This window comes from Micromonospora sp. NPDC049497 (assembly GCF_044465805.1).
Taxonomy (GTDB): Bacteria; Actinomycetota; Actinomycetes; order Mycobacteriales; family Micromonosporaceae; genus Micromonospora.
Genome location: NZ_JBITMC010000011.1, coordinates 159,163 through 184,486 on the forward strand (window position 1 = coordinate 159,163; position 25,324 = coordinate 184,486).

Annotated in this window: 15 protein-coding genes and 1 pseudogene; 8 read left to right on the forward strand and 8 right to left on the reverse strand. The window is 75.1% G+C overall.

Translation table 11 applies throughout. The features are described 5' to 3' along the window. Positions 1-20: 20 nt before the first annotated feature. The 3 genes from ACIBR0_RS17350 to ACIBR0_RS17360 all read left to right on the forward strand — a co-directional run bounded on the left by ACIBR0_RS17350 (position 21) and on the right by ACIBR0_RS17360 (position 4,436). Positions 21-1,400, forward strand: a complete 1,380-nt coding sequence (locus tag ACIBR0_RS17350; protein ID WP_396716664.1) for an FGGY family carbohydrate kinase — start codon at positions 21-23, stop codon at positions 1,398-1,400. Between the two features lie 100 nt (positions 1,401-1,500). Then, on the forward strand, positions 1,501-4,017 hold the full coding sequence (locus ACIBR0_RS17355; protein ID WP_396716666.1) for a nitrate- and nitrite sensing domain-containing protein: 2,517 nt from the start codon (positions 1,501-1,503) through the stop codon (positions 4,015-4,017). Next, positions 4,014-4,436: a roadblock/LC7 domain-containing protein gene (locus tag ACIBR0_RS17360; protein WP_396716668.1), complete on the forward strand. Its 423-nt coding sequence runs from the start codon at positions 4,014-4,016 to the stop codon at positions 4,434-4,436. The genes ACIBR0_RS17355 and ACIBR0_RS17360 overlap by 4 nt, the downstream gene beginning before the upstream one ends. A 79-nt stretch (positions 4,437-4,515) precedes the next feature. On the opposite strand, the gene ACIBR0_RS17365 is transcribed toward ACIBR0_RS17360, so the two are convergent. Further along, positions 4,516-6,051 (reverse strand): GH1 family beta-glucosidase, encoded by a 1,536-nt coding sequence (locus ACIBR0_RS17365; RefSeq protein WP_396716670.1) that lies wholly within the window; start codon positions 6,049-6,051, stop codon positions 4,516-4,518. A gap of 1,055 nt (positions 6,052-7,106) precedes the next feature. Here ACIBR0_RS17365 and ACIBR0_RS17370 point away from each other — a divergent pair. Beyond that, positions 7,107-9,998, forward strand: a complete 2,892-nt coding sequence (locus ACIBR0_RS17370; protein ID WP_396716736.1) for a glycoside hydrolase family 48 protein — start codon at positions 7,107-7,109, stop codon at positions 9,996-9,998. 281 nt (positions 9,999-10,279) lie between these two features. On the opposite strand, the gene ACIBR0_RS17375 is transcribed toward ACIBR0_RS17370, so the two are convergent. After that, positions 10,280-11,002, reverse strand: coding sequence for a DUF3159 domain-containing protein (locus tag ACIBR0_RS17375; protein ID WP_396716671.1), 723 nt, complete (start codon positions 11,000-11,002; stop codon positions 10,280-10,282). Between the two features lie 75 nt (positions 11,003-11,077). Between ACIBR0_RS17375 and ACIBR0_RS17380 the strand changes: the two genes are divergently transcribed. Both ACIBR0_RS17380 and ACIBR0_RS17385 read left to right on the forward strand, forming a co-directional pair. Continuing rightward, a complete protein-coding gene (locus ACIBR0_RS17380) occupies positions 11,078-11,965 on the forward strand; it encodes a phosphatase PAP2 family protein (protein ID WP_396716673.1) in 888 nt (295 codons plus the stop codon). A gap of 14 nt (positions 11,966-11,979) precedes the next feature. Beyond that, entirely contained in the window at positions 11,980-12,648 is a 669-nt protein-coding gene (locus ACIBR0_RS17385; protein ID WP_396716675.1) for a maleylpyruvate isomerase N-terminal domain-containing protein, read from the forward strand. 7 nt (positions 12,649-12,655) lie between these two features. Here ACIBR0_RS17385 and ACIBR0_RS17390 read toward each other — a convergent pair whose 3' ends face one another. Next, complete coding sequence (locus ACIBR0_RS17390; RefSeq protein WP_396716677.1) at positions 12,656-13,537, reverse strand: DUF1028 domain-containing protein; 882 nt, start codon at positions 13,535-13,537, stop codon at positions 12,656-12,658. 137 nt (positions 13,538-13,674) lie between these two features. Here ACIBR0_RS17390 and ACIBR0_RS17395 point away from each other — a divergent pair, with 137 nt between their 5' ends. Next, complete coding sequence (locus ACIBR0_RS17395) at positions 13,675-14,649, forward strand: LLM class F420-dependent oxidoreductase (RefSeq protein WP_396716738.1); 975 nt, start codon at positions 13,675-13,677, stop codon at positions 14,647-14,649. Beyond that, positions 14,646-15,437: an SDR family oxidoreductase gene (locus tag ACIBR0_RS17400; RefSeq protein ID WP_396716679.1), complete on the forward strand. Its 792-nt coding sequence runs from the start codon at positions 14,646-14,648 to the stop codon at positions 15,435-15,437. Before ACIBR0_RS17395 ends, ACIBR0_RS17400 begins: the two co-directional genes overlap by 4 nt. Before the next feature lie 69 nt (positions 15,438-15,506). On the opposite strand, the gene ACIBR0_RS17405 is transcribed toward ACIBR0_RS17400, so the two are convergent. From ACIBR0_RS17405 to ACIBR0_RS17425, 5 genes and pseudogenes are all read right to left on the reverse strand, one after another. Beyond that, entirely contained in the window at positions 15,507-18,002 is a 2,496-nt protein-coding gene (locus ACIBR0_RS17405) for a transglutaminaseTgpA domain-containing protein (RefSeq protein WP_396716681.1), read from the reverse strand. Beyond that, positions 17,978-19,129, reverse strand: a complete 1,152-nt coding sequence (locus ACIBR0_RS17410) for a DUF58 domain-containing protein (protein ID WP_396716682.1) — start codon at positions 19,127-19,129, stop codon at positions 17,978-17,980. Before ACIBR0_RS17410 ends, ACIBR0_RS17405 begins: the two co-directional genes overlap by 25 nt. An 8-nt stretch (positions 19,130-19,137) precedes the next feature. Continuing rightward, positions 19,138-20,133, reverse strand: coding sequence for an AAA family ATPase (locus ACIBR0_RS17415; RefSeq protein ID WP_396716684.1), 996 nt, complete (start codon positions 20,131-20,133; stop codon positions 19,138-19,140). Between the two features lie 31 nt (positions 20,134-20,164). After that, a complete protein-coding gene (locus ACIBR0_RS17420) occupies positions 20,165-22,783 on the reverse strand; it encodes a fibronectin type III domain-containing protein (protein ID WP_396716686.1) in 2,619 nt (872 codons plus the stop codon). Positions 22,784-24,745: 1,962 nt separating this feature from the next. Further along, a pseudogene (locus tag ACIBR0_RS17425) lies at positions 24,746-25,214 on the reverse strand (tetratricopeptide repeat protein); the annotation flags it as partial. Positions 25,215-25,324: the final 110 nt, after the last annotated feature.

The following is a 25,324-nucleotide window of genomic DNA, read 5'->3' on the forward strand; positions in this document are numbered from 1 at the left end:
GCCGGATAACGTGACCGGCGATGAACATTCTTGCCCTCGACCTGGGGACCTCCTCGGTCCGCGGACTGGTGCTGGACGGCGACGCCCGGCCGCTGCCCGGCGCCCTCGCCCGGCACAAGATGATTCTGACCGTCCACGACGACGGCACCGGCACCCTCGACGCCGGGGCCTACCTGGCCGGCCTGGTCGCGTGTCTGGACGAGCTGGCGGCCGGCGGTCACCTGCACGACATCGGGTTGGTCACCACGTCGGCGCAGTGGCACTCGGTGGTCCCCCTCGATGCCGGCGGCGGACCGCTCGGGCCGGTCCTCACCTGGTTGGACACCCGCCCGGTTCCGGTTGCCGGTGCCACCGGCCCGGCCGACGCCGACGCGTTCCACCAGCGCACCGGTACGTGGTGGCACCGTTGCTACTGGTCGATGCGGCTGCCCTGGCTGCGGGCCCACACCGGCACCACGGTCGCCCGGTTCGCCGGCCTGGCCGAGTACCTGTTCGGTGCGCTGCTGGACGCCGCCCCGATGTCCGTCTCCCAGGCCTCCGGCACCGGCCTGCTCGACCTGCGCACGATGGACTGGGACGCCGAGGCCTGCGCGTTGGCCGGCTCCCGCCGGGACGAACTGCCCGAGCTGGCCCCGGACGGGTGGCGCGGGCGGCTGCGTGCCGACCACGCCCGCCGGTGGCCCGCCCTCGCCGGTGTGGGCTGGGTGGCCCCGGTGGGCGACGGCGCCGCCTCCAACGTCGGCTCCGGCTGCGTCGACGAGAGCCGGGTCGCGGTGACCGTCGGTACGTCGGCGGCGGTGCGGCTGGTCCAGCACCTGCCGATGGGCGGGAACCTGCCCCGGTTGCCGGACGACCTGTGGCGCTACCGGGTCGACCACGACCACGTGGTGACCGGCGCCGCGTACTCCTCCGGGGGCAACCTGTTCGCCTGGGCCAACCGGGAGCTGCGGCTGCCCCGGGGGGCCGAGTTGGAGGCGGCGCTGGCGCGGGTGCCGCCGGACGGCGGGCGACCGGCGAACGTGCGCTTCGGTGGCGACCGGCCCCCGGGCCTGGCCCCGGCCGGGTCGGGGGAGCTGCGCCGGCTGAGCTTCGGCACCACCGCGACCGAGATCCTGGCCGGGCTGATGCGTGGGCTCTGCGACCTGGTCGCGGAGGACCTGGCCGAGCTGGAGTCCACCGTGGACGGGCCGGTCGAGGTGGTGCTCGGCGGGGGAGCGCTGGCCGCGTCACCCTGGTGGCGCAACGCGTTCAGCGCGGCGCTCGCCCCCCGGGCCGTGTGGTACCAGCGCAACCCGGAGGTCGGCGCGACCGGTGGGGCGCTCGTCGCGCTGGGTCGCCTCGGCGACGCCGCGGGGCTCGCCGACATCGTCCGGACGGATGAGAAGGACTCGTATTCCTGAGTCGCACCTGCGCCCGGGTCGTTGACACAGCTCGCTGACCTGGTTGGATGAATCCCGCTCCCCGGGTCCCGGCGGACGCGGGAGGTGCGAGGAGGCACGGGTGGGGGTAGGTCCGGACGCGGCGCCCGGCATGGTGTCGAACCACCGCCGACGCCGGTTCGACGTCCGGGTCGTGCCCCACCGGCGGCGCTCCGCGTTGCGGATGCGGGACTGGCGGATGCGGACGAAGCTCGCCACCGTGCTGGTCATCCCGTCGGTGGCGTTCCTGGTGCTCGCCGGGATCCAGACCAGTGGACTCGTCGGACGGACGACGGCGCTCGGCGACTTCGCCCAGCAGGTCGGCATCGGCCGGGAGATCGCCGCCGCCGTGCACGAACTTCAGCAGGAGCGGGACCGCTCCGCCGGTGAGTTGGGGGAGCTGCGGGGCGGCGGGGCCGGCGTCGACCGGGACGCGTCCGCCGCTGCCCTCCGGCCGCTGCACGAGCAGACCGACCAGGCCATGCGGAGGCTGGACCAGGCCGCCGAGCCGCTGGCCGGCGCCGACGCCTCCTGGCGGGTCGCGTACTCCGAGGTGCGGGAGGCGTACGAGCAGGTGGTCTCCATCCGGGCGGCGGTGCTCCCGGCCGTCCTGGGCGGCGACACCATCCTCGGCAACTACAACCGCGCGGTGGACGCGCTGCTCAACCTGCTCGCCGAGCCCGCGCCTGGCGACGACCAGCCGGCGCTGAGCGACGCGGTGCTGCGCTACGTCCAGATCGCCCGGGTCAAGGAACTCTCGTCCCGGATCCGCGCCCAGCTCTACGAGGCGGCCCGGGCCGGGCGGTACGGCGTCGAGGACCAGGTGCTGCTGGCCGACCTGCGGGCCCAGCAGCTCACCGCGCTGGGGGCGTTCCGGGTCGCCGCCACCAACGACCAGGTCCGTCGGTACGACGAGACGTCGGTCGACCCGGCCTTCGTGGCGGCGACCCGGCTGGAGGAGCAGAGCCTGCCCAGCGACCGTGGCGCGAAGGTGCTGGCCGCGGAGCAGTGGTGGACCGCCAGCGAGCAGCGTCAGGAGCTGTTCCGCCAGGTGGAGGCCGGAATCCTGGGCGACGCCGTCCGCCAGGCCGACAACGTCAGCACGGCGCAGCTGCGGACCACCCTACTGGTGGTCGGGGTGATCGTGGCGGTGCTGCTCGTCGCGCTGCTCATCTCCCTGCTGGTCGGCCGGTCCATCGCGCGGTCGATGCGGATGCTGCGCGGGCAGGCCCTGCGGATCGCGCAGGTCGAGCTGCCGGACGCACTGGACCGGCTGCGCACCGTCACCGGCGGTGTTCCCAGCATCGACGTGCCGCCCGCCGTGGTGCGCTCGCTCGACGAGATCGGCGAGTTGGCCGAGGCGTTCGTCGCCGTGCACCGCAGCGCGGTCAGCGTCGCCGTCGAGCAGGCCACGATGCGACGCAACGTCAACGCGATGTTCGTCAACCTCGCGCGGCGCAGCCAGGTGCTGGTGGAGCGGCAGCTGGAACTGCTCGACGACCTGGAACGGGAGGAGGGCGACCCGGACCAGCTGGAGAACCTGTTCAAGCTCGACCACCTGGCCGCCCGCATGCGCCGCAACGACGAGAGCCTGCTGGTCCTCGCCGGCAGCGAGTCGACCCGGCGGTGGAACCGGCCGGTCGGCCTCGGCGCGACGCTTCTCGCCGCCAGCGCCGAGATCGAGCAGTACCAGCGGATCCGGCACGGGTCGGTGGCCGACCTGCACGTCGTCGGCCATGCCGTGGGCGAGCTGGTCCACCTCCTCGCCGAGTTGCTGGAGAACGCCACCGCCTTTTCCCGTCCGGACACGACGGTGAACGTCGAGGCCGACGTGGACGTCGATGCGGCGTACATCGCGATCGTCGACCAGGGCCTCGGGATGAGCCCCACGGCGCTGGCCGAGGCGAACGCCGTCCTCGCCACCCCACCGGCCGCCGACGTGGCCACCGTGGAGCGGATGGGTCTGTTCGTGGTGAGTCACCTGGCCGCCCGGCTCGGCGTCGAGGTGCGGCTGCACGCCGCCCCCGCCGACCGGCCCGGCCTCGTCGCCCGGATCCGGCTGCCCGGCAAGCTGCTCGCCGCCGCGCCGCCCGAGCGGGGGACGACTCCGACGGCGGCCACCGGCGGCGCCCGCCGCGTCCCGGACTGGGTCCTCCCGCCGGCGCCGGGTGACCTGCCGGTGGCCGGGCGCCGCCCGGACACTCCCGGTGTGCCCCGTCAGGGCCGGGGCGTCCCGGTGCGTGCCGAGGACGTGCTCACCCCGGCCGGCGCACCGCCCGCGCCCGACGGGGGCGGCTGGTGGACGCGCCAGGGGCCGGCACCGGTCGCCGGCGCCGAGCCTCCCGCCCCGCCCACCGCCCCGGTCACCGGCGGGACCAACGACCGTGGCCTGCCCGTACGGGTGCCGATGGCGCAGCTGAGCGCCGTCACGCAGTCGGCACGGCCCGATCAGCCGGAGCGCCGGCACGATCCGGACCCGGAGGCGGTCGGCGGCATGCTGTCCCGCCTCTACAGCGGCGTCCGGCGGGCCGAGGCCGAGGACACCACCGAGATACCTGTGCCGCCGGCCGGCGGAAGCACCGAAGGGGGAGCACCATGACGACCTTGAGCCAGGAGGCCCGGGACCTGAGCTGGCTGGTCAGCGCGTTCGCGCAGCGCGTGCCGGGGGTGGCGCACGCGGTCGTGGTCTCGTCCGACGGCCTGCTGGTCGCGCTCTCCGACCACCTGCCCCGCGACAACGCCGACAAGCTCGCGGCGGTGACCTCCGGCCTGATGAGCATCACGGCGGGCGCGGCCCAGATGTTCGACGGCGACGTCGTCAAGCAGACCGTGGTCGAGATGGGCCGTGGCTACTTCCTCGTGATGCAGGTGCGGGACGGGTCGATCCTGGCCACCCTGGCCGGCGCGGACGCCGACATCGGCGTCGTCGGGTACGAGATGGCGCGGCTGGCCAAGCAGGCGGGCGAGATGCTGACCCCGGCGCTGCGCGCGGAACTCCAGCAGGCCCTGCCCCGCTGAGCGACCGGGTGGGGCCGGGACGTCCCGGCCCCACCCGACGCCCGCCGACCGGCGTCGGGTGGGGAGAACGACCGGCTGGTCAGAAGCCGTTGTCGGCGATGACCCGCCGATACCAGTGTGCGCTGCTCTTCGGGATTCGGCGCTGGGTGGGGTAGTCCACGTACACCAGGCCCCAGCGCTGGTCGTACCCCTCGTTCCACTCGAAGTTGTCCAGCAGCGACCAGACGTGGAAGCTCTCCAGCGGCACGCCGGCGTTCACGGCCCGGTGCGCGGCGGTCAGGTGGTCGCGGAGGAAGGCGATCCGACCGGCGTCGTCGACGGTGCCGTCGGCGCCGAGGGTGTCCGGGGTGGGCAGCCCGTTCTCGGTCACGGTCAGCGGGACCGGCCCGTACTCCCGGGTGACGCGGGTGAGGATGTCGTACATCCCGTCGGGGTGGATCTGCTGCCAGTCGGCCTGGGAGGTCGGCCAGCGCCGCGCCGTCCCGCCGTCGGCGGTGACGTAGATCGGCGTGTAGTACTGCACGGCGAGCAGGTCGACCGGGCTGGCGATGATCTCCAGGTCGCCGTCGCGGACGCCCCGGACCATCCGGCTGTCCGGGCCGAGGTCGGCCAGCACGTCCTCGGGGTAGCGGCCGGTGAACACCGGGTCGAGGTAGAGACGGTTCTCGTAGCCGTCGTAGAGGCGGGTGGCCTCTGCCGCCTCGGGGGAGGAGTCGGCGGGGTAGCACGGGTGCAGGTTGAAGGCCGGGCCGATCCGGCCGCTGCCGCCGCCGGCGCGCAGCGCCTGGACCGCGAGACCGTGGGCCAACTGGAGGTGGTGGGCCACCAGGTACGCGGCGTCCGGGTCCTGCCGGCCGGGGGCGTGGTGGCCGGTGAGGTAGCCGTTCTGCACCACGGTCTTCGGCTCGTTGACGGTCAGCCACACCGGGACCTGGTCACCGAGGGCGCCGAAGACCAGGTCGGCGTAGTCGGCGAACCGGTGGGCCACGTCCCGCGACTCCCAGCCTCCGGCGTCCTGGAGGGCCTGCGGCAGGTCCCAGTGGAACAGCGTCACCATCGGCGCGATGTCGCGCTCGTGCAGGCCGTCCACCAGCCGCCGGTAGAAGTCTAGCCCGCGCTGGTTGGCCGGCCCGGTGCCGTCGGCCTGGATGCGGGGCCAGGAGACGGAGAACCGGTAGCTGCGCAGCCCCAGGTCGCGCATCAGGTCGAGGTCCTCGGCGTACCGGTGGTAGTGGTCGGCGGCCACGTCGCCGGTGTCGCCGTTGCGGGTGCGTCCCGGCGTACGGCTGAAGGTGTCCCACACCGACTCGCCGCGGCCGTCCTCCTTGGCCGCGCCCTCGATCTGGTACGCGGAGGTGGCCGCGCCCCAGCCGAATGCCGGCGGGAAGCGGAGGGCGCCGGCCGTGCCGGCGTCGGTCGCGGTGCCGATCCGCCCGTCGGTCGACCCGCCGGGGTGCGGACCGGCGCCGGGGAACGTCAGCGGTCCGCCGGTCGGCGTGGCGCTGGTCCTCGGAGCGACGGCGGTGGCACGGGGGCCGGCGCCGGTCGCGGGGGCCACGGCGGTGGCGGAGAGCGCGGCGCGCCGGATCAGGCGCCGCCGGGTGACTATCGACATGGGTTTCTCCTTGAAGGGTGCGGGCCACCGCCGTGAGCCGGGAGCGCTCCCAGCATAGGGCAGGCGCGCTTCCCGCCAATCATCCGTCGGCCACGCCGGCGGGGATCCGGTCGGGCCCGCGGCGGTCGCGGAAGGGGGCGGGACGTGCGCGTACGCCCGCGGTGCGGCGTGCGGGGCGCGGGAGATGCGGGGGGTTTCGCACCGGGGATGCCGGGTGGCGGCGCGGAGTCGGGCCGGGCGCGCGGGCCGGCCGGGGTCGCGAGGGCGGCCGGTCGGCGCGGTCACGGCTTCGCCGGTGGTGCGACGCGAAGGCGGGGCGGAGGAGGCCGCGGGCGACACCGCGCGGCGGGGTCACGCCGCCGAGCTGACCGGTGCGGCGTGAAGCGCCGTCGGGTCGGCCACTTCTTCCGCCGGGGACGGGGGTTTAGGGTGGGGACGGGGGAGGGCAACCCCCGTCCCCACCGTTGCAGCACACGTACGTGCGGAATGGGTATCCCTGTCGTACGTGTCGCGCGGGAGCCGGGCCACGCGAGTGGCTTGAGGATCCACCTCCCTCCACAGTGGTGGGATGATGGCTGGCGGCGGCGTCCGGGCTGGCCCGCCGTCAGCCCTCGGGCCTTCTCCCCGAGGTCGCCGCATGTCGGCCGCGCCACGGGTGATCTTCTTTGTGGAACCTTGTCGATGGAAGCGCTCCCATCGACGATGCTGCGACTGTAACGCCCGTCACGGCTTTGTGAAAGCCCCTAAACGAGATCGAAACATCGACCTGCTCCGACATCGACGGATTCTTGTGGGAGCGCTTCCACCCGTGGCACACTGACGACCGATCGCGATGCGGAGCCAGATCGCGTGAGCGTGGGTCGCCGAGGGCAGCCGGCATCGCCGGCATGGCACCCGACGAGGGGCGCGGCACGGCCGCGACCCTCACGACGACCCCGGCCACGGCCGGGGACGACCACCATCCCGGGTGCCGTGAACCCCCGATGCACCGTCCGGCGCCCTGCCGGGGCGTCCGCCCCGGCCCGGTCCGAGGAGACACCGCGCACATGAGAAACCTGGCTAGACGTCGCCGCCTGGCGATGGTCGCCGCCACCGCGCTGGCCATTGGTGGGGTCACCCTGCCGGCCGGCGTCGCGCAGGCCGCCCCGGCCTGCGACGTGGTCTACGCGACCAGCGACTGGAACAACGGCTTCACCGCGAACGTCACCATCAAGAACCTCGGCGACCCGGTCAACGGCTGGACGCTCCGCTTCGCCTTCCCGGCCGACCAGAGGGTCACCCAGGGCTGGTCGGCGAAGTGGAGCCAGACCGGCAACCAGGTCACCGCCACCAACGAGTCGTGGAACGGCAGCCTGGCCACCGGCGCCTCGACCAGCATCGGCTTCAACGGCTCGCACAGCGGGACCAACCCGAAGCCGACCTCCTTCTCGGTCAACGGCGTCACCTGCGGCGCCGCGCCGCAGCAGCCGCCGACGGTCGGGCTGAGCGTGCCCGCCGGCCCGTTCGAGGCCCCCGCCGACGTGCCGCTGACCGCGACCGCGAGCGACCCGGACGGCACCATCAGCAAGGTCGAGTTCTACCGCAACGGCCTGCTGGTCAACACCGACACCACCGCGCCGTACGGCTACACCCTGGAGGACCTGCCAGCCGGCAGCTACACCGTCCAGGCCAGGGCGTACGACAACGCGAACCTCTCCGCGATCGCCGAGAAGTCGTTCACCGTGTCGCCGGCCAGCGGCCCGGTGCTGGTCGCCACCCCGTCGGCGGTGAGCGTCAACGAGGGGGGCAGCTCCACGGTCAACCTCAAGCTCAGCGGCCTGCCACCGGCGAACGTGCCGGTGACCCTCGCCCGCACCGGCGACACGGACGTGACCGTCTCGCCGCCCTCGGTGACGCTGACCCCGACCAGCTGGAACACCGGGGTGAACGTGACCGTCGCGGCGGCGGAGGACTCCGACACCACCGGTGGCACCGCCACGATCACCGCCTCGGCGACCGGGTACGCCCCCCTCGCCATCACCGCCACGGAGATCGACAACGACACCCCCGGCGGGAACAACGCCTGGACCACCCGGTTCCTGGAGCAGTACGGAAAGATCAAGAACTCCGGCTACTTCAGCCCGGAGGGTGTGCCGTACCACTCGGTCGAGACGCTGATCGTCGAGGCGCCCGACCACGGTCACGAGACCACCAGCGAGGCGTTCAGCTTCTGGCTGTGGCTGGAGGCCAACTACGGGCGGGTCACCCAGAACTGGGCTCCGTTCAACAACGCCTGGACCGTCATGGAAAAATATATAATTCCGAATCATTCAGACCAGCCGACCGCCGGTGCGCCGGGGACGCCGCAGTACGCGGCCGAGCACGACCTGCCCAGCCAGTACCCGTCGGCGCTGGAGCCGTCGGTGCCGGTCGGCCAGGACCCGCTGCGCGCCGAACTCCAGGCCGCCTACGGCACCGGTGACATCTACGGCATGCACTGGCTGCTCGACGTGGACAACACCTACGGCTTCGGCCGCTGCGGCGACGGCACCACCCGGCCCGCGTACATCAACACCTTCCAGCGGGGCACCCAGGAGTCGGTCTGGGAGACCGTCCCCCAGCCGTCCTGCGACACCTACGCGCACGGCGGCCGGTACGGCTACCTCGACCTGTTCGTCAAGGAGTCCAACGCCCCGGCGAAGCAGTGGAAGTACACCAACGCCCCGGACGCCGACGCCCGTGCCGTGCAGGCCGCGTACTGGGCCCTGACCTGGGCCAAGCAGCAGGGCAAGGCGGCCGACGTCGCGGCCACCGTGGCCAAGGCCGCCAAGATGGGCGACTACCTGCGCTACGCGATGTTCGACAAGTACTTCAAGAAGATCGGCAACTGCGTCGGGGCCAGCAGCTGCCCGGCCGGATCCGGAAAGGACTCCGCGCACTACCTCATGTCCTGGTACTACGCCTGGGGTGGCGCGTACGAGACCCAGCAGAACTGGTCGTGGCGGATCGGCTCCAGCCACAACCACTTCGGCTACCAGAACCCGTTCGCGGCCTGGGCGCTCACCAACACCCCCGAGCTGAAGCCGAAGTCCCCGACCGCGGTCACCGACTGGACCAAGAGCTTCGAGCGTCAGCTGGAGTTCTACACCTGGCTCCAGTCCGCCGAGGGCGGCATCGCCGGCGGCGCGACCAACAGCTGGGGCGGTAACTACGGCCAGCCGCCGGCCGGCACGTCGACCTTCTACGGCATGTTCTACGACGTCGACCCGGTCTACAACGACCCGCCCTCGAACCAGTGGTTCGGCATGCAGGCCTGGTCGATGCAGCGCATCGCCGAGCTGTACCTGGAGACCGGCAACGCCAAGGCCAAGGCCCTGCTGGACAAGTGGGTGCCGTGGGCGATCGCCAACACCACCCTCGGTGCCGACTGGTCGATCCCGTCGGACATGAAGTGGACCGGCCAGCCGAACACCTGGAACCCGACCAGCCCGCAGCCGAACACCAACCTGCACGTCGAGGTCACCGTGAAGGGCCAGGACGTCGGCGTCGCCGCCGCCTACGCCCGGACCCTGATCGCGTACGCGGCCAAGTCGGGCAACGTGGCGGCCAAGAACACCGCCAAGGGGCTGCTGGACGCGCTGCACGCCGCCAGCGACGCCAAGGGCGTCTCGCGGCCGGAGAAGCGCGGTGACTACCGCCGCTTCGACGACGTCTACGACGCCGCCACCGGCCAGGGTCTCTACGTCCCGTCCGGCTGGACCGGCACCATGCCCAACGGCGACGCGATCGCCGCGGGCAAGAGCTTCCTCGACATCCGCTCCTTCTACAAGAACGACCCCGACTGGCCGAAGGTCGAGGCGTACCTGAAGGGCGGCGCGGAGCCGGTCTTCAACTACCACCGCTTCTGGGCACAGGCCGACGTCGCCATGGCGTACGCCGACTACGGTCACCTGTTCCCGAACGGCTGAACCACCCCCGTCGGGTGGGCGGCACGGCCGCCGCCCACCCGACACCGACCGGGTCTGGGGGAGCAGATGCCCGGTCGGTGGACGGCCTGACACCCACGGTCAGGCCGGGGTGGGCCGGCCGGTCCGGCCGACGCAGCGAACCGGTCGGCCCACCCCACCAACCGAATGTGCGGCCTCTGCGAAAAAGCCCGAAAATGTGGCCGCCACGGGATCACGCGACGGTTCGGGACGGAGTAACGTACGTCACCGGAGAGGCCGCTCCCCCCGTGGCGGCCTCTCCCTTATTTTTCGGTCGGTCCGATCCCGGAGCCGGCTCTCGCCGGGCCGGGGCCGGCGTCACCGTCGAGGGTCACCGGGTGACGCAGCCCCGGATGACCGGCCGGCAGTGACCGGCGCACCACCACCCAGCTCACCGCCAGCGCGGCGGCCACCAGCGGCCAGGTCAAGGCCACCCGACCGACGGTCAGCGCGACCACGTGGCCGCCCAGCCAGAGCGGCAGGAACACCGCCACCCGCAGCAGGTACGTCGCCGCCCAGACCCAGCTGCCCCGGGAGTACGCCCGCAGCAGCGCCGGATCGCGCCGCCACCGGGTCCGCTGCCGCAGCGCGACACCGACCAGCACCCCGAGCAGGGGCCAGCGGACCGCGATACTCACGATCCAGGCCAGCGCACTGGCCGCGTTCGCCACGAGCTGGACGAGGAAGAAGTCCTCGGCGCGACCGGTCCGCAGCGCGACCAGCGCGGCCACGCAGACGGCGAGCAGGCCCACCAGCACCGACCGGGGCCGGTCGCCACGGCGCAGCCGCCACCCCGCCACCGCCGCGCCGGTCACCACCGCCGCGGCGACCCCACCGGCGAGTGAGTTCCCGCCGAGCAGCCAGCCGACGGCGAACGCCACCGGCGGCAGCGTCGCGTCGACCGCGCCCCGCCGCCCGCCCAGCAGATCGGCGAGCGACTCCGCCGGCTGCGGCGGTGGCGCTTCGTGGTCCGGTGTGCCGGTCACCGTCACCTCCTCAGGTCAGACCCAACCTATCGGCCACCTCCCACCGGCCGTCGGACCGGAGGCGGCCGATAGGTTGTGCGGGTGCGAGTGACGGCAAGGGGTTCAACCGCGGTCTGGCTGGTCGTGCTGGTGCTCGCCCAGACCGCAGCCTTTCTGGTGGTGTGGCGCTTCGCCGTCGGATCCGAGCTGGGCCAGTGGATCGACACGGTGGCGCTCACCGGCAACCAGATCGGCCAGGACCGCATCGACGGTCCGGTCAACACCGTCCTCAACGCGATGTCGGTGGTCGCCCTGGTCGCGGTCACCGCCGTCATCGGCTTCATCGCACTCATCCGGGGCCGCATCGCGCTGGCCGTCACCGCCACCCTGCTGATCGTCGGCGCCAACGCCACCACCCAACTGCTCAAGCACGGGCTGGTCCGGCCGAACTTCGGCATCGACCCGGAACGGGCAGCCGTCGGAAACAGCCTGCCGAGCGGCCACACCACGGTCGCCGCCGCCGTCGCGGTGGCACTGGTGCTCGTCCTGCCCCGCACCATCCGCGCCGCCGGCGCGTTCGTGACCACCGCGTACGCGGCCATCGCCGGCGTGGCCACCCTCTCGGCGGGCTGGCACCGGCCCAGCGACGCGGTGGCGGCGTACCTGGTGGTCGGTGTGTGGGCCGCGCTCGCCGGTCTGCTGCTGCTGGTCACCCAGCGGGAACAGGCGCAGGTGGAGTCGGCCGACGCGCACCGCGTCGCCGCCCTCATCCTCGGCGTGGGGGGTCTGCTGGCCGTCGCCGGCTCCGCGCTGGCGCTGACCTGGCTGGTCGACGTGCCCCGGGTGGCGCCGGACGAGTTGGGCCGGCGTCCACTCCTCGTCGGGTACGCCGGCAGCGCCGCCGGCATCGCCGGCACCATGGCCGTGGTGATGGCCCTGGTGCTGACCAGCATCCACCGCCTCGTCCCGCGCTACAAGGGCTGACGGGCCGGACCGGCATGCAGACGGTACGCGCGGCGTTCCGGGACGAGTGCGCGCGGCTGGGCGAGGTTCTCGCCGGGCTCGACACCGCCGATCTCGACCGCCCCACCGACTGCCCGCCGTGGACGGTGCGGGAACTGCTGGCACACGTCCGGACCGGAGCCGGTCGGCTGGTCGACATGCTCGCCGCACCCGCCCCGCCCCGCGCCGAGGTCGACGCCGCCGGCTACTTCGGCGCCGCGAAGTTCACCCCCGGGGTGGACGCCGACCGGATCGACGGGGGCCGCCGGGCGGCCCACTCCGGCGACGGGGCGGCGCTGGCAACGGACTTCGACCGGGCCTGGCGGGCCACCCTCGACGCGGTGGACCGGGCACCGGCCGACCGGGTGGTGCGCACCCGGCACGGCGACGCGATGGCGCTCACCGAGTTTCTCCGTACCCGGGTGGTGGAGGTCGGGGTGCACGGCCTGGACGTGGCCGCGGCGCTGGACCGCGACCCGTGGCTGACCCCGACCGCGGCGGCGGTGATCGCCGACCTGCTCACCGGCGGGCGGGCGGTCCCGCCGGAGCTGGGCTGGGACCGGCTGACCCTGATCCGCAAGACCACCGGCCGTGCCCCGCTGACCGCGCACGAGCGGGCCGCCGTCGACGCGGCCCGCTTCGGCTGGCTCCGCTTCGCCGCCTGAGCGCCGGTCAGGGGACGGGCGTCGGCTCGCTCGCCGTCCGGGGTGCCGGGACGTGCGGGACGGTCTTGCGCAGGTGGTCCAGCACGATCGGGTCGAGCTTGCCCGGGACCAGACGCTCCTCCAGGTTCTCCATCCCGGCCCAGGACACCAACGCCTGCTCCGGTGCCGCCGGGTCGACCGGCTGGCCCAGCGCCGCCAGCAGCGTCGCGACCTCCGCGGCGACCGCGCCGGTCAGGTCGAGCAGCGTCGCCGGGTCGGGGCGGCTGAACAGCAGGGTGTGGATGGCGAGCAGCCGGCCCAGCTCGGCGACCGGGTCGGGGTGGTCGTCGACCCGGAGGTCCACCAGGACGTCGCTGGTGCCCGCGTACCCACCGCCGCGCTCGACCACCAGCAGCCCGGCGCTCTGCCGACCACGGCGATCGCCGCCGGCCTGGTCGCCGGCGCGCAGCGCGGCGACGAGCCGCTCCGGGAACGACAGCGACGCCCCGCCCAACCAGCCGTCGCGGACCGCGTCGATCACGTGCGGGCCGGCCAGGATGTTGCCCTGCGCCGCCCAGCCGTCGCCGGCCTGCCCGCCCGCCCAGGGGTGGCACTGCGGGCCGGTCCAGGTCGCGCCCGGCCCGGTCCCGGCGACCACGCCGAGCTGGCGGTGGTCCCGCTCGCCGTCGGCGGCGACCAGCCCGGCCACCACGTCGGCCGCCGCCACGCCGGTGCGCAGCAGCGTCAGCCCCTGCGGGCGGTACGCGAGGTTGACGTGGGCCTGGGTGGCGATGGCGCCGACCTCGGCCTCGGCGGCCGGCACCAGCGCCCCGGCGGCCAGGAACCTGCTCGCGACCACGACGCCGTGCAGCCGGCCGTCGTCGGAGCGGGCGACGAGGGAGAAGGTCACGGATGGAGATTAGCGCGGCCCGGGCCGCACGCCGACCAGCCGGAACCGGGGGTGCCACCACCGTTTGGCGGCCCGCCCCGATCTTGCGGGGTGGTGCGGCGGGCGGGCACCATCGACCGATGACGACGCGATGGGGTATGACGGTGCCGCTCGGCGGCATCCCGCTCGCCGACCACGCCGCGGTCTACGCGGCCCTGGACCGGGCCGGTTTCACCGAGGTCTGGTCGTCCGAGGTGAACGGAGCGGACGCCTTCACCCCCCTGGCGCTCGCCGCCGCGTGGACGCCCCGGCTGCGGCTGGGCACTGCGATCGCGCCGGTCTTCACCCGCGGGCCGGGCCTGCTGGCGATGAGCGCCGCGGCGCTCGCCGACGCCGCGCCGGGCCGGTTCGCGCTGGGCATCGGCGCGTCCTCGCCGGTGCTGGTACGCGACTGGAACGCGGGGGAGTTCACCGAGCCGTTCCGGCGCACCCGCGACATGCTGCGCTTTCTGAAGGCGGCCCTGTCCGGGGCGACGGTCGACGAGGCGTACGACACGTTCACCGTCCGCCGGTTCACGCTGGAACGGCCGCCGGCCGTACCACCGCCGGTGCTGCTCGCCGCGCTGCGGCCCGGCATGCTGCGGCTGGCCGCCGCCGAGGCCGACGGTGTGATCCTCAACTGGCTCGCCGCCGGTGACGTCCCGCAGGCGCTCGGGGTCCTCGGGGAGCGCAAGCCCGGGTTCGACGTGGTCGCGCGGATCTTCGTCTGCCCCACCGAGGACGCCGCGTACGCCCGCACGCTGGGCCGTCGGCTGATCACCAGCTACCTGACCGTGCCCGCGTACGCGGAGTTCCACCGCTGGCTGGGCCGGACGGAGGTGTTCGACCCGATGTGGAAGGCGTGGGCGGCCGGTGACCGGCGCGGTGCCGGCGCGGCGGTGCCCGACGAGGTGGTCGACGCGCTGGTGCTGCACGGCTCCCCGGAGCACTGCCGGGCCGAGACCCTCCGGTACGCCGAAGCCGGCGTGGACGTGCCGGTGCTCGCGCTGCTGCCGACACCGGAGCTGGCCACGGGCGGCGCGGCGGCCCTCCTGGACGTGATCGGCCGGCTGGGCGGGGGTGAGCGGTCGTGAACCTCACCGACCGGATCGTGGTGGTCACCGGCGGAGCCGGCGGCATCGGGGCGGCACTGGTCCGCCGGTTCGTCGCCGAGGGTGCCGCCGCCGTCGTGGTGGCCGACCTGGCCGCCGACGCCGCCCGCGCGGTGGCCGAGGCGGTCGGGCCGGTGGCGCACGGCGTGGGCCTCGACGTGACCGACGAGGAGCAGGTCCGCGCGCTGGTCGCCGACACCGAGCGACGGTACGGGCGGATCGACCTGTTCTGCGCCAACGCGGGCGTGGCCACCGGCGGCGGGATCGAGGTCGACGACGCCGGATGGGACCGGGCCTGGCGGGTGAACGTGCTGGCCCACGTGTACGCCGCCCGCGCGGTCCTGCCGGCGATGCTGGCCCGGGGCGGCGGCCACCTGCTGATGACCTGCTCGGCGGCGGGTGTGCTGACCGCGGTCGGGGACGCCCCGTACACCGCCACGAAGCACGCCGCGGTCGGCTTCGCGGAGTGGCTCGCGATCACCTACCGCGACCGGGGCGTCAAGGTGAGCGCGCTCTGCCCGCAGGGGGTGGACACGCCGATGCTCGCCGACGGGCTGGTCGCCGGTCACCTGGGCGCGAAGGTGATCGCCGCCTCCGGGGCGGTGCTCACCCCGGAGCAGGTCGCCGACGCGGTGATCGCCGGCCTCGCCGAGGAGCGCTTCCTCATCCTCCCGCACCCGGAGGTCGCCGACTACGCGCGCCGTCGCGCCGAGGACCCGGACGGCTGGCAGGCCGGCCTCCGCAAACTCGTCCGCCGCCTGACCACCTGACCCCCGGCGCCCGCCGGCAAGATCCTGCTCGATCCTGGATGTAGTGGCCTCGTTCGTGGCATGCGGCCACTACTTCATGGTTCCTGCGTGATCTGGGGAGGCGGCGCGGTCGCGGCGGCCCGCCGCGGTGAGGGAGCCGGGGTCCGGGCGGCGTCTCAGCGGGCCGGGGTGGACGGACCAGAGGAGGCGGCGCCACCAGGGGCGGGCCGCGCGGAGCGCGACGGTGTAGTGCCGCGCGACGGCCGCTGCACGGTCCGCCTGCTCGTCCCCGGCCGTGCCGGGAGCAAAGGCGACCCGATTGAGCAGGTCGGCCAGTTCCTCCACGCCGAGTCCGCCGCCGCGGCCGACGCCGGGGCCGCCGTGACCGATCAGTGCGTCGGGGCCGCCGCCGGGACCGCCGCTGGCGTCTGCCGGGCCGTCGCTGCGAAGGGCCTGGGCGTCGGTCAGGACCCGGCGTGCCCGGACGGCGACCTCGGTGGCGGACAGGTCGCCGCCCACCGGGTGCCCGGCCAGCCGCAGCGCGTCGGTGACCTCCCGCCAGGCGCCGGCGATGCGCTGACCGGGGTCACCCCGCTCCAGGTGCGCGCGGGTGGCCGACCGGCGCAGGGTCGCCAGCGTGAGCAGCAACGCCGCGATCAGCAGCAGCGTGCCGCCCACGCCGGCGGCCACCAGTACCGGCGTGCCCGGCCCGCCCGAGTCGGCCGGGTCGTCCGGCGCGACCACCGGTTCCGGCGGGGCGGTCGGTTCCACCGTCGGCTCCGGCACCTCCGACGGGGGTGGCTCCTCCGGTCGCGGGCGGAAGTCCTCCTCGACCGGGCGTGGCTCGTCCTCGGGCCGGGGCAGCGGGTCGAACGGCACCCAGCCCAGCCCGTCGAAGAGCACCTCCGGCCAGGCGTAGGCGTCACCCGCCCGCACCGGACCGTCCCCGGTGGACTGGAAGCCCACCACCACCCGGGTCGGCAGGCCGGCCAGCCGGCCCAGCACCGCGAAGGACGCGGCGAACTGCTCCGACGTGCCGCGCTGCCCGCCCGCCTCGCGCGGCCCGAAGAGGAAGAAGGCCAGGTTCGGGTACGCGTGTCCGCTCGGCGCGTCCGCCACCAGCCGGTAGTGCTCGGCGAGGAACTGCTCGACGGCGGCGGCCCGCGCGTACGGTGCGCCGTTGGACTCGGACAGCTCGGTGGCGAGGCGCCGCACCGGGTCGGGTACCCCGTCGGGCACCCGCAGCACCCGGGCCACCTCCTCGCCGGCCGGCACGCTGGCGGTGGACAGCAGGTTGGCGTCCGGTCGCTCCCGCACCGACGTCACCGCGTACCGCAGGCCCGGGGCCAGTCCCTCCGGCCGGATGAGCGTCCCGGTCGCCGGGTCGTACGCCACCCGCGCCCCGGTGACCTCGCTCGGGGTGGCGAGGGCCGGCAGCAGCCGACCGCGCAGCTCCGCGATGGTGATCTCCTGGCGTACCGTCTCCGTGGTGGCCGACTCCGGCGGCGCCGGTGCCGGCAGGATCCGCCCGGCGTTGCGGTAGGTGGCACCCACCCGCCAGGTCACCCCGTCGTAGTCGCTGAGTACCGCCAGCCGGATCCGGGTGCCCGGCCCGGTCGGCTGCGCGCCGTCGGCGATCGGTGGCGCGACCGGCTCCCGCGTGGTCACCTCCAGCAGGTGCTGCTCGGGGTTCAGCGCCCAGCCGGAGATACGGACCAGCGGGTTCTCGTCCAGCGCGTCGACGCGCGGCGGCTCGACGTACCGGCGGGGGTCCACCGGCCGCCCGCCGACCTGCCCGGCGAGCACGGGCCCGACCAGCGCGGTCAGCGCGACCACCACGGCGACGCCGGCGGCGGAGGCCACCGCGAGGCGCAGCCGCACCGCGGTCCGGACCGCCGGGGTCAGTCCCGCCACCGGGTCGGCGGTGGCGGCCGGACCGGCCGGGACCGTCACCAGGCCGAGCACCGCCACGGCGACGAACGCGAGAGTGGGCCGGACCGCCGGGTCGGCGTTCGGGCCCACCACGTAGAGGGCGCTCGCGTACAGCAGCACCGGCGGCAGGTAACCCAGCAGCACCCGGCGGGCCCGCAGCGCCACCTCCGCGCCGGCGAGGCCGGCCAGCCACGCGGCCACCACCGGTACCAGCACCGTGTCCGGCGCCGGCTCGACCGGGATCAGCGCCGTCAGCAGCCGGGGGATGCCGTTGGCGGCGGCGTCGGCGGCGATCCCCGCCAGCGAGCCCGGCAGGCCGGACCCGTCCGCCGCCCGGCGCACCGACCAGGCCGTCCAGGCGACCAGGGCCAGCACCGACAGTGGCGCCACCACCCAGGACGGCAGCCGCCGCGCCGCCACGCTCACCAGCACCGACCCGACCGCCGACCCGAGCACCAGCACGGTCAGCAGCGAGCCCGCGTACACCCGGTCGAGCACCACGCCGGCCAGGCCGACCAGCGCGACCAGCGCGACCGGCAACGGCGCCGCCGCCAGGACCCGGCCGGCCCGCGCCGCCGGACGCGGCCGGGCGTCGTCCGGCTCGGCGCTGTCCGCCGGTCGCTGCAGGGTCACCACCGGCGCACCCGGTCCCACTCGGCGGCGAAGCCCGCACCGCCGTCGGCGCTCACCACCACCAGGCCCGCCGCGTCCGGCGGCGCCGGCTCCGACGCCCCGAGGACCCCCACGACCACCGAGGGGTACGCGCCACGCAGCGCGCCCACCGCGCCCAGGTCCGCCCGGCCACCGGGGCCGGTGAGCAGGACCAGGGTGTCACCGGGCCGGTCCCGGCGCAGCCGGTTGACGGCCGGTTGGAGATCGTCGACGGCACCGAGGCGCACCGCCGCCAGCCGGTCCAGCGGACCGTGCGGCTCGGCGGTCCCGGCGTCGTCGTCCGGCACCACCAGCAGCAGCACCACCGGCAGGTCCGACCGGTGCGCGGCCGTGACCACCGACGCCGCGGCCTCGCACGCCGACTCGAACGACTCGGCCACCCCGTCGACCCGGTCCGGGTGGGCGGCGGCCCGGTTGTCCAGCAGCACCACGATCCGGGGCAGGCTGGTGTCCACGTTCTCCCGCACCATCAGCTCACCCACCCGGGCGCTGGTCCGCCAGTGCACCCGGCGCAGCTCGTCACCGACCACGTACTCCCGCAGCGAGTCGAACGTGATCGACCCGTGCGGCACCGCGTCCACCCGGCCGTCCAGGCTGCGCCCGGCGCCGGTGGGCACCGCACTCATCGGATGGGTCCGCGGATGCACCCACACCGGCACCGTCGCACCGTACGGTCGGGCCAGCGCCACCAGGCCCAGCGGGTCGCGCCGGACCACCCGCAGCGGACCGACCGGGACCACGCCCCGGCGGATGGTCGGCACGTCGTAGCGGACCGTCGTGTCCCGACCCGGCCGCAACCGCAGCAGCGGCACCGGGACCGCCCGGTCCCCGCACCGGTCCTCGGCGACCAGGCTCGCCACCGGCCACCGCCCGCCGTTGCGGACGGTCAGCGTGATCGACGCCGGCTCCCCGCGCGCCACCCGGTCCGGGTCCGCGACGCGGGTCACCTCCAACCGGGGGCGCCGCGCCGCGACCACCACGGCGTAACCGACCGCCGCCGCGGCGGCCGCGCCCAGCAGCACCATTTCGGGGTACGCGAACCGGAAACCGGCGCCGAGCAGCACCACGGCGGCCACGAGCAGCCCGACGCCACGGGCGGTGATCCCCACCCCCCTCCTCAGCCCCGCACCGGAGCCGGGTGGCCGGAGGGGAGAGGCACCGGCACGGACGCGATGGCCTGGCGTAGCACCTCGGCGGCGGTCACCCCGCGCACCTGCGCGTCCGGGGTGAGCAGCAGACGGTGCGCGAACACCGGCTCGGTGAGGGTCTTCAGGTCCTCCGGCATGATCCAACCCCGCCCGTCGATCAGCGCGTACGCGCACGCCGCCCGGGTCAGGGCGATCACCCCGCGCGGGCTCACCCCGACCCGCACCTGCGGATGCGCGCGGGTCGCCGCGGCGAGGCGCACCGCGTACGCGTAGAGCGGCTCGGCGATGTGCACCCGCAGCGCCATCCGCACCATCTCCCCGACGGTCGCGGTGTCGGTGACCGGGGTGAGCGCCTCGGGGGAGCGGACCGTCGCCCCGCGCAGCACCTCCACCTCGACCGCCTCGTCCGGGTAGCCCACCGACAGCTTCACCAGGAACCGGTCCAGCTGGGCCTCGGGCAGCCGGTACGTGCCGTCCATCTCCACCGGGTTCTGCGTGGCCACCACCAGGAACGGCTGCGGCACCGGGTGCCGCACCCCGTCCACCGTGACGGTGCGCTCCTCCATCACCTCCAGCAGCGCCGACTGCGTCTTCGGTGACGCCCGGTTGATCTCGTCGGCGATGACGATGTTGGCGAACACCGGCCCCGGGTGGAACTCGAAGCCGCGGGTGGCCTGGTTGAAGATGGTCACCCCGGACACGTCCGAGGGCAGCAGGTCGGGGGTGAACTGGATGCGCCGCCACTCGCCCTTCACCGTCGCGGCCACGGCCCGCGCGAGGGTGGTCTTGCCGACCCCCGGCACGTCCTCCAGCAGCACGTGCCCCTGCGCGAAGAGCGCGGTCAGCGCCAGCCGGACCACCTGGGGCTTGCCCAGCACGACCGCGTTGACGTTCTCGGCCAGCCGGGCGGCGAGAGCCGCGAAGCCCTGCACCTCCGGCTGGGTGAGCGGGTCGTGGGTCTGCACGGTCGGTGGTGCTCCTTGCCTGGAATGAGGGTCAGCAGGGCGGCAGGTCGTTGATGTCGTCGCCGCCGTCGAGGTTGAGCCACGCCCACGGGATGTAGTTGCGTCCCTTGTAGTCGACCTGCACCCACCAGGTGCTCTGCTTCTGGCCGTTGTAGATCCACGCGTCGACGTTCTCGCCGGCCCGCCGGCAGTACGCCTTCAGCCGCGTGCCGGGCCTCGCCCAACCGACCTGCCGGTCGTTGTCCTGCCGGGGCACCGAGAAGACCTCGTTGCCGTTGCGGCCGTCGACGTCGGCGTCGCAGTAGGTGCGCTGGTCGCCGTCCGGCCCGTTGACGCAGGTGGCCGTCCCGTACAGCGCGGCGGTCGCCTGGACCCGGGTGGCCGTGCCCTTCCCGGCGGCGTTCGTCGCGGTCACCGTGAACGTGTGGCTCGTGCCCGGGGCCAGCCCGGTCATCGTGATGCTGCCGCAGCCGCCGGGCTTCGCCGGCTGGCCGGCCGCGCTCAGCGTGCAGGTGGCCCGGCCGCCGCCGGCGTCCACGGTGAACCGCACCGTCGCCGACGTGGCCGTCGCCGACGAGCCGGTCACGGTGACCCGTGGCTCCGCCACCGTCCGCGCGGTGGCGGTCGCCTCCGGGCCCGGCCCGGCCTCGTTGACCGCCTTCACCGTGACGGTGACGTTCTGCCCGTTGCCCAGGCCCTCCACGGTGGTGGCCGTGTCGGTCACCTCGCTGCGCCGGCCCCCCACGTCCACCAGGTACCCGGTCACCGGCCGGCCGTTGGCCTCGCCCGGGGTCCACCGCACCGCCACCGTGCCCGGCCGGTCCGGCACCGTCGTCGCCTCCAACGCGGCCGGGCGGTCCGGCGGCGCGTACGGCACCACGGTGTTGCTCACCGGCGAGGCCGCCGACCCGGCGCCCTTGTCGTTGACCGCGACCACCGTGAACGCGTACTGGGTGCCGTACTCCAGCTCACCGGCCGGCACCACCAGCTCGGTCCTGGCCGTCTCCCCGGCCGGCGCGTTGGTGCCGGCCGACGTCGCCGTCACCGCGTACCGGGCGATCGTGTTGCCCTGCCCGTTCGCCGCCGGCCAGCGCACCAGCACCGTCCCGTCCGGCCGTTCCTGGGCGGTCACGCTCGCCGGCGGGTCCGGCACCGCCGCCGTCGGCGTCACCGGGTTGCTGCTGCGGGACGGCCCCGCGCCCCTGGCGTTCACCGCGTGCACCGCGAACCGGTACGTCTCGCCGTTGGTGAGGCCCTTCACCTCCACCGCACGCTGGTTGGCGCCCACCTCCAGCCGCTGGCCGGCGCCGGTCACCACGTACCGGACGATCTCCGCGCCGTTGGCCGGGGCCGACCGCCAGCTCACCCGGGCCTGCGCGTTGCCGGCCGACGCGGTCACCGCGCGGGGGGCGCCCGGCTTGCCGACCTTCGGCTTCTTCGGCGGGGGCGGCGGCGGGGGAGCGGGCGGCGGGTCGCCGCCGAGCACGTCGTTGGCGTACTTGTCGACCTCCCGGATCTGGTGCCGGTCGTCGACGACGCGCGCGGTCGACGCGTCCGGGGCGTTGATGAAGAGGTGGTTCTCGCGGACCTCCAGCTCCAGCGGCCCGAGCGGGCGGCCGCGGACGGTGTCGATGAGCCGGCCGTCGCCGTCGAACGCGTACACCGTGCCGGTGGCCTCGTCGGCGGTGTAGATCCGGCCCGCCCAGGCCACCGCCGCGCTCAGCCGGTGACCCGAGCCCGGCACCGCGAAGGGCCGCACGTCACCGGCGGCACCGACCACGTGCACCCGCCGCTCGTCGGGCACCGTCACCGGCACCGCCGGCCCGCTGGTGCGCGCCGGCAGCGTGGCGGGGGCGGACACCGTCAGCTTCGCCGTCGCCACCTCGCCGTCGCGCACCGTGACCAGTGCGCCGGCGGTGCGGTCGAGCACCGCCACGCCGTCGTCCAGGGCGGATACCACCAGCTCGTGGCTCGGCTGCGCCACGTCGTACGTCTCGACGCGTTTCGGGCTGAGGCCGCCCCCGGCGGGCGCCGCGGACGCGGGCGCGGACGGCAGCGGCGCCGCGGTGACCGCCGAGACGGTGCCCTCACCCGGTACGGCGATCCACAACCGACCCTCGCCGTCGAACGTGCCCCCGGTGATGCCCGGCGGGTAGCGGACCGGCTCGCCGATCGGCGCCAGCGAACGCGGGTCGAGCTGCCGGACGACCCCCTGGACCGCGTCGACGATGAAGGCCGCGTCCTCGTGCAGGGCAACGCTCACCCCGAGACCGGGCGTCGTCCGCGTCGTCGCGGTGATCTGGAGCGTGGCCAGGTCCAGGGAGGACACCTGACCGGTGGTGAGGTCGCGCAGCACAAGGAGCCGGTCGGTCTGCGTCACCTGCGCCGGGTGCCGGCGGGCGCCGGGCACCTCCACGCGGGTGTCCACCCGGGCGGTGACCCCGTTGGCGCGGGCCAGCTCACCGCGTGCGGTGCTCCACAGCCAGGAACTCGCGTCGTGGCTGGCCACCGCGGTGTCGGCTGTGCCGAGGCCCAGCACGGTCAGCCCCATCGCCGCCAGCAGCGCGGTCACCGTGCCGACGGTGACCAGTCCGCCCCGGAACCGCCGTCGGGGAGAGCCGGCGCTCACGGCGTCGTCGATGGTGGCCACAACGGCTGCCTCCCCCGCATCTGTACCGGCAGGCCGCGGCCGGTGTCCGGCGACCCTCCCCTGAGCCGGGTGCCATCATAGGGCCGGATCGGGTCGGGGGGAACCCGCACGGTCTCCCTGTGGATACGCAGCGTGCACGGTGGGACGTCGCTGCTCAGCCCGGCGCGGCGGTCCCCTCGCGCTCGGTGCACACCTGCGCGGACGTGGCGACCACGTCCGTCGAGTACACCGCCACGACCGTGAAGCAGTAGTCCACCCGCGAGTTCAGCCCGTTGACCGTCCAACTCGTCCGACCCGGGTCGACGGTGGCCAGCACGCCCAGTGCCTGCCCGGCCCTGCCACCGGCCACCATGAACGGCACCGCGCCCCCGGACGGGTCGTCCCAGGTCAACGTGACCGTCGCCGCGTCGTCCCGCAACGCCAGGCCACCCGGGCCGGGACCCGGCGTCACGCCGGCCGCCGCCGTGGCCACCGGTGCCGCCGTCGGGGCCGGGTCGCCGTCGACGACCAGCGCACCCACCCCGACACCGGTGGCGGCCGTCGCGGCCAGACCCACCACCGCCGCGAGGACGATCCCGGCCCGGCGCCGCCCGCCGTCCTCCTCCGGAGGCAGGTACGCGGGCCGCAGCGGCGTGCCGAACCACGACTCGGCCTCGGATGGGATGCCCGTTGCGCCGGTCTGCCCGTACGGTGCCCCGCCGTCCGGCGGTGCGCCGTGTCCGTACGCGGGGTGGGTCTCGGGTGGACGTCCCGTGCCGTCCTCGCCGGGCGTGCTCGTACCGTGCCGGGCCGACGTCGCCCGGCCGTGCGCTGACGGTCCGCCCGCGAACGTCCGCGCCGCCGCCCGCGGCTCGGCCGGTGGGCCGCTGACCTGGTGCGGCGGTGCGCTGGTCGGGTGCGACGCCCAGGGTGGGCCGCTGACCTGATGTGGGGGTGCGCTGGTCGGGTGCGACGGTCCGGGTGGCGCGCTGACCGGGCTCGCAAGGTCCATGACGGACGGTGGAAACCGCTCCGGGCTGCTGTCCCGGCCCGGTCCGGCGAGGTCCTCCGTCGGCCGTCCTGGCGAGGGTGGCGCGGGGCGGCCCTCGGTGGGACCGGCGGCGCGGCGCGCGCGCTCCTCGGCCAGCAGGGGCTCGAGCTGCCGTACCTGGACGGTGGGCTCGGCCCAGGACGGCGCAGGCTGGCGCGGCGGGGCCGGTTCGGACCGATCGCCGCCGGATTCCTGGACCGGCGAGCCGGCGGCGACCGGCCGGACCGGTGCCGACTCGGGATGACCGGTGCGCTGGCGCGGAGGGGTCGGAGCGCCGTGGATCGGCGCGGGCGGTGCTGGCGGAACGGCGGGCGTGGCCGGCGGCGCGGTCGCGCCGGGGGCGTACGTCGGGGGAGCCGGTGGTGCCGGAGCCCACGGCGACCCGTGCGCCGGCGGCTGCGGTGGTGTCCAGGCCGGCGGGGTCGATGTCGGTACGTCGAGCGGCGCCGTCGGCCCGGCCGGCTGTACCGGCCGTAGGGGAGGAGCGTTGTCGTGCTCGGCCACGCGCGGTGCGGGCGGCACCGGAGGTGCCGGCAGGCCCGGGGCTGGCTCCGCCCGCAGGGTGGGGGCCGACGACGTGCCGTGGGGGTGTCCGGACCGGTTCCCCGGCGGCATGCCGGGACCCGGGCCCGTGGCACGGCGATCGCCCCGGTCGGGCGGGGGCGGTCCCTCCGTGGGGATCCGGGGCAGGTGGGCGGTCGCCGTCTCGCCGTCGTGGGGCCGCCAGGCGGTCGTGAGGACCGCGAGCGAGACGGTGGGCCCGGTGAGTGCGTCCGTACCCGGTGACCCGGCCGGACCGCCGGCCGCCCCGGCGTGCCCGGCGACGGCGTGCGGCTGGGCGAACGACTGGTCCCCGGCCGGCGGAGCGGCGGCGGCCGGGCCGGCCTGGATCGGCGCGGCGGGATGACCCTGCGGTGGCGGCGCGGCGACTCCGCCGGGACCGGGTGGAGTCGGTGCGGCCGCCGGTGACGGGTCGGGCAGGCCGAGGTAGCGGCGTGCCGTGCGTACGGCCGGGTGGTCCTCGCCGAGCACGGCGGGGCCGGCGGTGACGACGCGGGTGAAGTTGCGCCGGGCCTCGTGCCGGTTGCCCAGTTCGTCCGCGACGGCGGCCAACTCGAAGGCCAGCGCCAGCATCAGCGGATCGGCGTGCGGCCAGCGGCGCTCCCCGGCCGCGAACGCCTCCTCCAGCACCCGGCGGGCCGCACTCGGCTCGTCCGCCTCCCGGTGCAGCCGGGCCAGCAGGTGCGCGGTGCTCAGGGTGTCCGGGTGGTCCGGCCCGTACGGCGGGCGGGCCGACTCGACGGCGTCGGTGAGCAACCGGCGTGCGGCGGCGTGCTCGCCCGCGTCCCGCAGGGCGAGAGCCCGGTGTTGGACCGTGGCGAGCGGGGAGGGATGGGACACACCGTCATGCTGCCGCCACCGACCGCCCGGCCGCTACCCCGGACCCGCCGGGAAGACCCGGATTCGCCCTTGATCACGAGGCCGGAGCCGCCACCGCTCACCTGACGGAA

Excerpts from the sequence above, each read along its gene's own strand:
- ACIBR0_RS17360 (WP_396716668.1), top strand. The coding sequence starts at position 4,014 with ATGACGACCTTGAGCCAGGAGGCCCGGGACCTGAGCTGGCTGGTCAGC.
- ACIBR0_RS17365 (WP_396716670.1), bottom strand. The coding sequence starts at position 6,051 with ATGTCGATAGTCACCCGGCGGCGCCTGATCCGGCGCGCCGCGCTCTCC.
- ACIBR0_RS17385 (WP_396716675.1), top strand. The coding sequence starts at position 11,980 with ATGCAGACGGTACGCGCGGCGTTCCGGGACGAGTGCGCGCGGCTGGGC.
- ACIBR0_RS17350 (WP_396716664.1), top strand. The coding sequence starts at position 21 with ATGAACATTCTTGCCCTCGACCTGGGGACCTCCTCGGTCCGCGGACTG.
- ACIBR0_RS17395 (WP_396716738.1), top strand. The coding sequence starts at position 13,675 with ATGACGGTGCCGCTCGGCGGCATCCCGCTCGCCGACCACGCCGCGGTC.